Below are 10,209 nucleotides of genomic sequence, written 5' to 3' on the forward strand. Positions count from 1 at the left end.
CCTCGGGTCCTTGCGCAGCATGGCGATGAAGGCGGGGAGGTCGCCCGAGAAGCCGGTCTGGCGCATCGTCACTTCCATCTGCGCGCGGATGCGGGTGACCTCGGACTGGCCGAGGGCGAAGACCTCGTCGGGCGTCTTCTCGGTGGTGGTGAAGTCCTTCACGGCGAAGCGGTAGTAGGCCTCGCCGCCGGGGACGCTGCGCACGCCCAGGCCCTTACGGGCGGCCGGCGCGTACTCGCGCTCGATGAAGACCGCGAAGTCGCGCTGGACGGGCCGGATCTTGTCCTGGACCACCGCCTTCGCGCGGGCCTCGAGCGCGGCCCAGCGCTCGGCCGGCACGGTGTCGGGCCGCATGCGGAACGGGCGCAGCAGCGGGTCGCCGTCGATCGGCGCGGCGGCCGCGGCCTTGGCGCGGGCGAGGATGATGTCGATGGTGGGCTTTGGCTGGGTGAAGCCCGTCTTGATCCCCCGCCGGGCGTTCTCGACGTTGTCGCGGTAGTAGCCGGGCAGGGCCCCCAGCCGCGCGATCCAGGCCTCGGCGTCGGCGGCCGAGCGCATCGGCGTGGTGGAGGCCACGTAGTTCAGCACGTCCTCGAAGCCGCCGTCGGACGAGATCGGCATGCGGGCGGTGTCGAACTGGATCTGACCGACCCGGCTGCCAAGCTCCCAGGCCATGTAGCCGCGGTTCAGCGCCGCGTTCTCGGAGAGGCCCTGGGCGGGAATCGCGGCCAGCCGCGACTGGAAGCCCTTCAGCGCCGCCAGTCGGCGGGCGTCGGAGGCGGGCGTCACCTCGGGCAGCTTCGACAGCGCGGCGCGGTCGCCCTGGCGGCCGGCGGTGATCGGGTCCTCGGCCAGCAGCCAGGCGTCGTAGTCGGCGGCCAGCTTCGTCATCGCGGTGTCGTCGGCCAGCGCAGGGCCCGCCATGAGGGCCAGGGCGAAGGCGGCGATCAGGTGGCGGCGCATGACGAACTCTCCCCGAAAAGGCCGGCAAGCTGGCGTGTGTTCGCCCCGGCGACAAGCGTTTCGGGGCAAGGCTTGGCAGGCCGGGCCGGCTCAGCGCAAATGACGCCTCAAAGAGCCGGCGCCGCGAGACCGGAGAGGGGATCACATGAGCTTCATCACGCGCAGGAAGCCGCTTGAGCTGGGCGCGCCGGCCGATGGCGGCAACCACCTGAAGGCGACCCTGGGCTGGCCGCACCTGATCGCGCTGGGCGTGGGCGCGATCATCGGCACCGGCATCTACACCCTGACCGGCGTGGCCGCGGGGCTGGCGGGCCCGGCGGTGATCCTCTCGTTTGCGGTGGCCGGCGTGATCTGCGCCGGGGCCGCGCTGTGCTACGCCGAGATGGCCAGCCTGACGCCCCAGGCCGGCAGCGCCTACACCTACGCCTACGTGACCCTCGGCGAGGCGATCGCATGGATCATCGGCGTCAGCCTGATCCTCGAATACACGCTTGTGTGCAGCGCCGTGTCGGTCGGCTGGTCGGGCTATGCCTCGGGACTCCTGCGGGGCGCCGGCGTGCCCGAGCTGTTCCTGAACGATGGCGTCATCGACGTGCCGGCGATCTTCATCGCCCTGACCGTCACGGGCGTGCTGCTGCTGGGCACCCGCGAGAGCGCGACGGTCAACTTCGTGCTGGTCTGCATCAAGCTCGCGGCGCTGGCCGCGTTCGTGGCCTTCACGCTGCCCCACTTCGACGCGACCAACTTCGAGCCCTTCGCGCCCTTCGGGTTCGGGGCCCACGAGATCGACGGCAAGAAGTTCGGCATGATGGGCGCGGCCGCGATCATCTTTTTCGCCTTCTACGGCTTCGACGCCATCTCGACGGCGGCGGAAGAGGCCAAGAACCCCAAGCGCGACCTGACCATCGGCATCGTCGGCTCCATGGCGCTGTGCACGGTCATCTACATGGTGATCGCCGCCTGCGCGCTCGGCGTGGTGCCCTACGAGCCGTTCTCGAAGAGCCCGGAACCCCTTGCCTACGCGCTGAAGCAGCTCGGTCGTCCGGGGGCGGCGGCCATCATCGCCGGCGCCGCTGTCGTCGCCATGCCGACGGTGATCATGGTCTTCATGTTCGGCCAGAGCCGCGTCTTCTTCGCCATGGCCCGGGACGGCCTGCTGCCCCGCGCCCTGGCCGGCGTCGACCGCCGCGGCGTGCCGACCGCCGTGACCATCATGACCGGCCTGATAGCGGCGGTGTTCGCGGGCCTCGTGCCGCTGGACGAGATCGCATCGCTCGCCAATGCCGGCACGCTCGCTGCGTTCATCGCGGTGGCGTTCGCGGTGATGGTGCTGCGGGTCCGCGCGCCGGACCTACCGCGGCCGTTCACGACCCCGCTGGTCTGGCTGGTCGCGCCGGCGACCGTCGTCGGCTGCCTCTACCTGTTCTCCAGCCTGCAGACCCAGACCATGCTGTTCTTCCTGGGCGCCAACGTGATCGGCGTCGTCGTCTACCTGCTCTACGGGCGCACGCGCAGCCGGCTCGCGCCGGCGTAGCCTTCCCCTACGGCGCCGGGACCATCCTCCTCCCGTCAGGGCGCAGAGACGCCCGGCGAGGAGGAGCGCCATGGAAGCCGCTACTGTCCAGAAGCCCAAGTACCTGGGCCTGTTGAACGCGATCTCGAACGCCGAGAGCGCCGCGGGGGTCTACCTCACGGCCTGGGCCGACGTGACGCCCGACCCTGATTTGGCCTGCACCCTGCGGCTGGTCGCGGCCCGCGAGACGAGCCACGGCGACGTGTTCTGCCGCCGGATCGCCGAGCTGGGCTTTTCGCTGCGCAGGAAGGTTGACCCCAAGGGCTATGAGATCCTCTCGAAGCTCGCGAACCCCAACATCAGCGATCTCGAGAAGATCGGCGACCGCGAGGATCGCGACACCGATCCCTTCGGCGACATCCGCCGCCGGATCGCCGAGGGCGAGTTCGACCCGATGACCGCGAACCTGCTGACCTGGTACATCGCCGAGGAGATCGATTCCGGGCGGCGCCTGCGCGAGACCTACGCCTGCGTCCGCGAGAAGGCGGGCCAGGGCAGGGCCGGTGCCGCGGTCGGGCCCAGCGCCGACGCCGAGGCGATCATGGCCTGCATGACGGCCGGCTTCGCCCGGCTGGAGAAGTCGCTCGAGAAGCTGGTCAAGGCGTCGAAGTAGCCTTCAGCTCGGCCACGATGTCGCCCAGCGCCTCCTGCCAGGGCCGCGGGGCCACGCCGTAGACCTCGCGCAGCCGCGAAAGGTCCATGCTAGCGCGAAGCGGCCGCGTGGCGGGTGTCACGTAGTCGGCGGTGCGCTGGGCGCCGACATCGGGGGCCTCGTCGCCGAGCGCCTGGGCGAAGATCTCGATGGCGAAGTCGCGCCAGGTGACTTCACCGGAATTCGCGAAGTGCGTCACGCCGAACAGCGGATCGCCCGCCTTCGCGGCGGCGAGCCTGGGCGCGACCTGCAGGATGAACCCCGCCAGGTCTGCGGCGGAGGTGGGGCGACCGGACTGATCGTCGACGACCTTCAGCGGGTTCCCGGCGGCGGCCACCCGCAGCATCGTCTTCACGAAGTTCTTGCCGTGCGGCGAGACCACCCACGAGGTGCGGATGCTGAGCGAGCGCGGATTGGCCGCGGCCACGGCCTGCTCGCCCTCCAGCTTGGTGCGGCCGTAGGCGTTCAGCGGGTTGGTCGGCGCGTCCTCGGCGTAGGGCGCGCCGCCGGCCCCGTCGAAGACGTAGTCGGTCGAGACGTTGATCAGCGCCGCGCCGACCTCGGCCGCGGCCGCGGCGATGGCGCCGGGCGACGTGGCGTTCACGGCGCGGGCGAGGTCGGTCTCGCTCTCGGCCAGGTCGACGGCGGTGTAGGCGGCGGCGATGACGACGACGTGCGGCTTCAGCGCCCGGACCTTCGCCGCGCAGGCCGCCGGGTCGGCGAGGTCGGCCTCGGCGCGGCCCAGCGCGGTAATGGCCACGTCGTGGGCCGGCGCCTGCCGCAGGAGCTCGACGCCGAGCTGGCCGGTGGTTCCGAACTGCAGGATCTGGAGGGGCATGCGGCTTCCATAGCGCGAAACCGTGTCGCCTCAAGGCGCGCTGTGGCTGTCCGCCACGCTTGTATGCCGCCGGGTTCGGCCCTTAGAAGCCTCGGTACAGCCCCAGCGGCTGAGCGAGTCGGGGGCGGCGTTGGACCAGCGGGCGGGAGCGGCGCGAGGACCGGGGATGGCCCCCGGCGGCCGCAAGATGCCGGACCTGACCACCGGCCCGCTCGGCAAGACGCTGATCCTGTTCGCCCTGCCCGTGATGGGCTCGAACATCCTGCAGTCGCTGAACGGCACCGCCAACGCGGTCTGGGTGAGCCACGTGCTGGGCGAGGCGGCGCTGACCGCCATCTCCAACTCGAACCAGATCTTCTTCCTGATGCTGGGCGCGATGTTCGGCATGAGCATGGCCGCCAACATCATGATCGGCCAGGCGGTCGGCGCGGGCGACCGCGACATGGCGCGCAGGGTCGTGGGGACGGCCACGCTCTTCTTCCTCGGCCTCTCCACGCTGGTTGGCGTGCTGGGCTACTACCTCACGCCCGCCATCCTCACCGGCATGGCCACACCGGCTGACGCCAAGCGCGACGCCATCGCCTACCTGCGCGTGATCTTCACCGCGATCCCGATCGTCTACGGCTTCGCCTTCCTGATGATGGCCCAGCGCGGCGCGGGCGACTCGCGCACACCCTTCTACTTCTCGGTGGTAGCGGTGCTGCTGGAGGTGACTCTCAACCCGCTGCTGATCATCGGGGTCGGGCCCCTGCCGAAGCTGGACATCGTCGGCTCCGCGACGGCGACGCTCATCGCCCAGAGCACCACGCTGGCGGTGATGGTGACCTATCTCTACCGCCGCAAGAGCATCCTGGTGCTGACGCCCAGCGAGTGGCGCGCCTTCCGGCCCGACCTCGAGGTGGTCAAGAACCTCGTCTTCAAGGGCCTGCCCATGGCCTTCCAGATGATCGTCATCAGCCTGGCGGCGGTCACGATGATGAGCATGGTCAACGGCTACGGCTCCACCACAGCGGCGGCCTACGGCGCGGCCGTGCAGGTCTGGACGTACGTGCAGATGCCGGCCATGGCCCTGGGCGCGGCAGTGTCCTCGATGGCGGCCCAGAACGTGGGCGCCGGCAACATGGACAGGGTAGGTCGGATCGCCCGCATCGGCGTCCTCTACGCGGCGATCTTCTCGGCCACGCCGATCGTGATCATCTACCTCCTCGACCCGATCATCCTGCAGGCTTTCCTCCCGGCGGGGAGCGCCGCGCTGCCGGTCGCGGTGCACATCAACTCGATCGTGCTCTGGGGGTTCATCCCCTTCGGCATGGCCTTCATCTTCTCAGGGATCGTGCGGGCCACCGGCGCGGTGTGGCCGCCGCTGCTCGCCATGATCATCGCGCTCTGGGGCGTGCGCGTCCCGCTGGCAAACGTGCTGGAGCCGATGCTGGGCGCGGACGCGGTGTGGCTGAGCTTCCCGGCCGGCAGCCTGGTCTCGCTGATCCTGGCGGGCGCCTATTATCGCTGGGGCGGCTGGCGGAACTCGCGCATGCTGCCCACCACGCCGCCGCACGGGGACGCTCTGGACACCGGCATGGGTCCGCCCTCGGGCGTCGAGGAAACCGAGGTGGCGGCCGAAGCAGCTACCCATACGTCTCCATCAAGGCGGCGTACGCCAGTGTCCTGAGCTCTCGCCGCACAGGGTAGGTGGAGGACGGCAGGAGCTGCGTCATGAAGACGGCGGTGACCTGCTCGATGGGGTCGACCCAGAAGGCGGTCGAGGCTGCGCCGCCCCAGTAGAATTCGCCGAAGCTGCAGGGGATCAGCGTCTGCGGCGGGTCGAACACGGTGGCGAAGCCCAGGCCGAAGCCGACGCCGGCGTTGGTGCTCTCCGAGAACAGCGAGCGCGACAACTCGGTGAGGTCCTTGCCGCCCGGCAGGTGGTTGGACGCCATCAGCTCCAGGGTCTTGGGCGCCAGGATCCGCGCCCCGTCCAGCTTGCCGCCGTTCACCAGCATGGTGGCGAAGCGCATGTAGTCGGCCGCCGTGCCTACGAGGCCGCCGCCGCCGGAGAGCAGGGCCGGTGGCGCCAGGTAGGGGCTCTTCTGGGCGTCGTCCTGCAGCTTCAGCTTGCCGCCCGGCGCGGCGTCGTAGCAGGCGGCGAAGCGAGGGCGCTGGTCGTCGCGGACGAAGAAGCCGGTGTCGACCATCTTCAGGGGGTCGAAGATGCGCTCCTGGAACACTTGGTCGAGCGGTTGGCCGGTCAACTTCTGGACGAGGTAGCCGCAGACGTCGGTGGCGACCGAGTAGTTCCACGCCTCGCCCGGCGAGAACTCCAGCGGCAGCTTCGCCAGCATGTGGATCATGGCCTCCAGGTCGTGCTCGCCGTGCATCGCCTCCAGCTTGAGCTTGCGGTAGGCGGCGTCGACGTTTGTGCGGTTCTGGAAGCCGTACGTCAGCCCTGAGGTGTGGCGCAGCAGGTCGACCACCTGCATCGGCCGCGTCGGCGGGGTCGTGAGGTAGGGTCCGGTCCCGGCCGAGAAGACGCCCAGGTCCTTCCACTCCGCGATATGGCGCGACACCGGATCATCCAGCGCGATCATCCCCTCCTCGACCAGCTGCATCAGCGCGACCGAGGTGATCGGCTTGGTCATCGAATAGATGCGGAAGACCGTGTCCTCGGCCAGCGGCACGCCGCGCTCGGGGTCCTGTTGGCCCAGGATGGTCTGGTGGACCACCTCGCCGTCGCGGGCTAGCAGGAACTGGGCGCAGGGCATGCGGCCGGGGCCGACGTACTTCTCCTGCAGGAAGCGGTCGATGCGCTGCAGGCGGTCCTTCGAGAAGCCGTTCGCCGTACCGCCCATGCGATTCCCCCACCGGTGACCCAGGCATTTGCCCTTGCCTTCCCTGCGGTCGCAAGCGCGACGATAGACGGGTCGAGAGGAGCTCCGCTTATGCCTACCGTCAGCTACGAGACCGACGGCCGCACCGCCATCGTCACCATCGAGCGTCCCGAGCGGCGCAACGCCGTGGACGGCCCGACGGCCCGCGAGCTCTACGACGCCTTCAAGCGGTTCGATGCGGATGAGGCGCTGGACGTGGCGGTGCTGACCGGCCGGGGCGGCTACTTCTGCGCGGGCGCGGACCTGAAGGCGATCTCCACGAACCGGCCGGACTCGGGCGCGAACCCGATCAAGCCGGACGGGGACTTGGGGCCGATGGGGGTGACGCGCCTGCGTCTCGGTAAGCCGGTGATCGCCGCCATCGAGGGGCCGGCGGTGGCGGGTGGCCTGGAGGTGGCCTGCTGGGCCGACCTGCGGGTGGCGGCCGAGGGCGCGACGTTTGGCGTGTTCTGCCGCCGGTTCGGCGTGCCGCTGATCGACCTCGGCACCATCCGCCTGCCGCGCCTGATCGGCCACTCGCGGGCGATGGACCTGATCCTCACCGGCCGGCCGGTGGATGCCCACGAGGCCCACGCCATGGGCCTCGCCAACCGCGTCGTGCCCAGGGGCCAGGCGCTGTTCGCGGCCCTCGAGCTCGCGAGCCAGCTCTCGGCCTTCCCACAGCTCTGCATGCGCAACGACCGCCTCTCGGCGCTGGAGCAATGGTCGCTGGACTGGGACGAGGCCACCGCCTTCGAGGTGAAGGTCGGCATGGAGACCTTGCGCACGGGCTCGGCGGTGGAGGGCGCCACGCGGTTCGCGTCCGGCCAAGGGCGCGGCGGGGCGTTCTGATCTCGCCGAATTGACGCCGCGGCGGCTGCTTGTCCGCTTGAAGGGGTGGAATACCGCCGTTACGACGTGACCCATGCCAAAGTCCGTCGCCTTGGCCGGACTGCTCGCAGCGATGGCGCTGTCGGCCAGCGCCGTCGCCGCGGACTACCGCCCGCCCCGCACCGCGTCGGAAGCGCCTGACCTGCAGGGGCTCTGGTCGGTGAACTCGAGGACCAAGCTAGAGCGCCCCGACGTTTATCCGTCGCTCGTCATCACCGAAGCCCAGGAGCGCACCATCCCGCCACCGCCGGTGTACGTCGGCGACGACGTGGGCCAGGAGGAGACAGAGTGGATGGACCCCGGCTTCGTGCTTGGGAGGATCCGCGGCGAGATCCGGACCTCCTGGCTCGTGGATCCCCTGGACGGTCGTCTGCCGTACACGGAAACTGGCGCGAAGCTGGTGAGCCGGTCCTACACGTCCGACGGGCCGGAGACGCGAAGCGCCAACGACCGCTGCCTGCCGTTCATGTCCGCTGGACCTCCGATGTTCAATGCGGGCGGCGGCAATGTGTGGAAGATCGTGCAGACGCCCGATCACGTGGTGATCATGCTGGAGGGCAACCACGAGATCCGGATCATTCCCCTGGTCCCCAAGGATGCGCCGACACCTATGCGGCCGCCCGACTGGCTGGGCCATCCGGTCGCCTGGTACGTCGGCGACGAACTGGTCGTACGCACCACCGCCTTCCATCCGGGGCAGTCCCTGCGGCGATCCACCTTCGCTCGCCTGTACCTCTCGTCCGACGCGGTGGTGACCGAGCGGTTCCGGCGCATTTCCGCGAACCAGATCCTCTATAGCTACCTGGTGCACGACCCGAAGGTCTTCCACCGCGACTGGCGCGGGGAGATGCCTTTGAACGCCACCGCCGGGCCGATCTATGAGTACGCCTGTCACGAGGGGAACTACTCCATGGCCGGCATCCTCGGCGGCGCGCGGGTCGAGGAGCGGGCCGCCGCGGCCGCCGCTCGCTGATCTGCCAGCAAACGAGCGTTTGACTCACCTGTCAGCCGGGGCATAGCGTACCCGAAATACGAAAATAGAGCCCGCCGGGAGAGAACGCGCATGGCGTGGGATTTCGAGACCGATCCGGAGTTCCAGAAGAAGCTCGACTGGATCGAGGACTTCATGCGCGAGGAGGTGGAGCCGCTCTCGCACCTGGGCATGGCCGTCTTCTCCAGCCTGGGCCGCGAGAAGTTCATCAAGCCGCTGCAGGAGAAGGTGAAGGCCGAGGGCCTGTGGGCCTGCCACCTGGGCCCCGAGCTGGGCGGCCAGGGCTACGGCCAGCTGAAGCTGGCGCTGATGAACGAGAAGCTGGGCCGCAATCAGCTGGCCCCGTCGATCTTCGGCTGCCAGGCGCCGGACTCGGGCAACGCCGAGATCATCGCCCACTACGGCACGGAGAAGCAGAAAGAGCAGTACCTCTGGCCGCTGCTGAACGGGGAGATCCGCTCGGCCTTCTCGATGAGCGAGCCCACCGGCGGTTCCGACCCGCTCACCTTCAAGACCCGCGCCGTGCTGGACGGGAACGAGTGGGTGATCAACGGCGAGAAGTGGTTCTCGACCAATGCCCGCTACTCGAAGGTGCTGGTCCTCTACGCGGTAACCGACCCGGACGCGAAGGACCCCTACCGACGCACCTCGATCTTCCTGGTGCCTACCGACACGCCCGGCGTCGAGATCATCCGCAACGTGGCCGTGGGCGCGGGCGGCGAGATCGGCGGGGGGAACGAGGGCTACGTCCGCTACAACAACGTGCGCCTGCCCTACGACGCCCTGCTGGGCGACCGGGGCGCGGCGTTCGTGATCGCCCAGGTGCGGCTGGGCGGTGGGCGCGTGCACCACGCCATGCGCACCGTCGGCGCCTGCCGCCACGCGCTGGACCTGATGTGCCAGCGCGCGGTGTCGCGGACCACGCGCGACGGGCGGCTCGCGGACCTGCAGATGGTGCAGGAGCAGATCGCCGATTCCTGGATCGCGGTGGAGAGCTTCCGCCTCCTGGTCCTGCGCACCGCCTGGCTGATCGACAAGCACAAGGACTACCAGAAGGTCCGCAAGGACATCGCGGCCATCAAGGTGGCGATGCCCCAGGTCTACCACGACGTCGCGACCAAGGCGGCGCACCTGCACGGCGCGCTGGGCGTCTCCAACGAGATGCCGTTCATGGGGATGGTCAACTCGGCCCTGGTCATGGGCATCGCCGACGGGCCGACAGAGGTGCACAAGGTGACCTTGGCGAAGCAGATCCTGAAGGACTACGCGCCCGAGAACGACCTCTTCCCGAGCTACCACATCCCGAAGCTGCGCGAGGAAGCGCAGAAGCTGTTCGCCAAGGAGCTGGGCGAGTTGAAGGAGGCGTATTCAGCGCAGAAGGCCAAGGAGACGGCGTAGCCCCTTCCACTCCCCTTTGTGATCGTCATGGCCGGGCTT

9 protein-coding genes are annotated in these 10,209 nt (G+C 69.4%); 6 read left to right on the top strand and 3 right to left on the bottom strand.

What is annotated here, in order from left to right:
* Positions 1 to 963 (bottom strand): DUF885 domain-containing protein (locus VGD44_RS11590; protein WP_331087084.1); only part of this gene is annotated, 963 nt, incomplete at its 3' end.
* A gap of 145 nt (positions 964 to 1,108) precedes the next feature.
* Between VGD44_RS11590 and VGD44_RS11595 the strand changes: the two genes are divergently transcribed.
* Positions 1,109 to 2,497, top strand: a complete 1,389-nt coding sequence (locus tag VGD44_RS11595) for an amino acid permease (RefSeq protein ID WP_331087086.1) — start codon at positions 1,109 to 1,111, stop codon at positions 2,495 to 2,497.
* A gap of 70 nt (positions 2,498 to 2,567) precedes the next feature.
* Positions 2,568 to 3,149, top strand: a complete 582-nt coding sequence (locus VGD44_RS11600; protein ID WP_331087088.1) for a hypothetical protein — start codon at positions 2,568 to 2,570, stop codon at positions 3,147 to 3,149.
* Here the strand turns inward: VGD44_RS11600 and rfbD are convergent.
* Positions 3,133 to 4,026 carry a dTDP-4-dehydrorhamnose reductase gene (gene rfbD, locus VGD44_RS11605; RefSeq protein WP_331087090.1) on the bottom strand — a complete coding sequence of 298 codons (894 nt, stop codon included), beginning with the start codon at positions 4,024 to 4,026 and terminating at the stop codon, positions 3,133 to 3,135. The genes VGD44_RS11600 and rfbD overlap by 17 nt on opposite strands.
* Before the next feature lie 166 nt (positions 4,027 to 4,192).
* On the opposite strand from rfbD, the gene VGD44_RS11610 reads away from it, so the two are divergent.
* Complete coding sequence (locus tag VGD44_RS11610; RefSeq protein ID WP_331087093.1) at positions 4,193 to 5,695, top strand: MATE family efflux transporter; 1,503 nt, start codon at positions 4,193 to 4,195, stop codon at positions 5,693 to 5,695.
* Here VGD44_RS11610 and VGD44_RS11615 read toward each other — a convergent pair.
* Complete coding sequence (locus VGD44_RS11615; protein ID WP_331087095.1) at positions 5,652 to 6,872, bottom strand: serine hydrolase domain-containing protein; 1,221 nt, start codon at positions 6,870 to 6,872, stop codon at positions 5,652 to 5,654. The genes VGD44_RS11610 and VGD44_RS11615 overlap by 44 nt on opposite strands.
* A gap of 90 nt (positions 6,873 to 6,962) precedes the next feature.
* Here VGD44_RS11615 and VGD44_RS11620 point away from each other — a divergent pair, with 90 nt between their 5' ends.
* From VGD44_RS11620 to VGD44_RS11630, 3 genes are all read left to right on the top strand, one after another.
* On the top strand, positions 6,963 to 7,742 hold the full coding sequence (locus tag VGD44_RS11620) for a crotonase/enoyl-CoA hydratase family protein (protein WP_331087097.1): 780 nt from the start codon (positions 6,963 to 6,965) through the stop codon (positions 7,740 to 7,742).
* Between the two features lie 73 nt (positions 7,743 to 7,815).
* Entirely contained in the window at positions 7,816 to 8,754 is a 939-nt protein-coding gene (locus VGD44_RS11625; protein WP_331087099.1) for a hypothetical protein, read from the top strand.
* Positions 8,755 to 8,844: 90 nt separating this feature from the next.
* A complete protein-coding gene (locus VGD44_RS11630) occupies positions 8,845 to 10,170 on the top strand; it encodes an acyl-CoA dehydrogenase family protein (protein WP_331087102.1) in 1,326 nt (441 codons plus the stop codon).
* Positions 10,171 to 10,209 lie beyond the last annotated feature (39 nt).

Source organism: Phenylobacterium sp., from assembly GCF_036402295.1.
Lineage (GTDB): Bacteria > Pseudomonadota > Alphaproteobacteria > Caulobacterales > Caulobacteraceae > Phenylobacterium.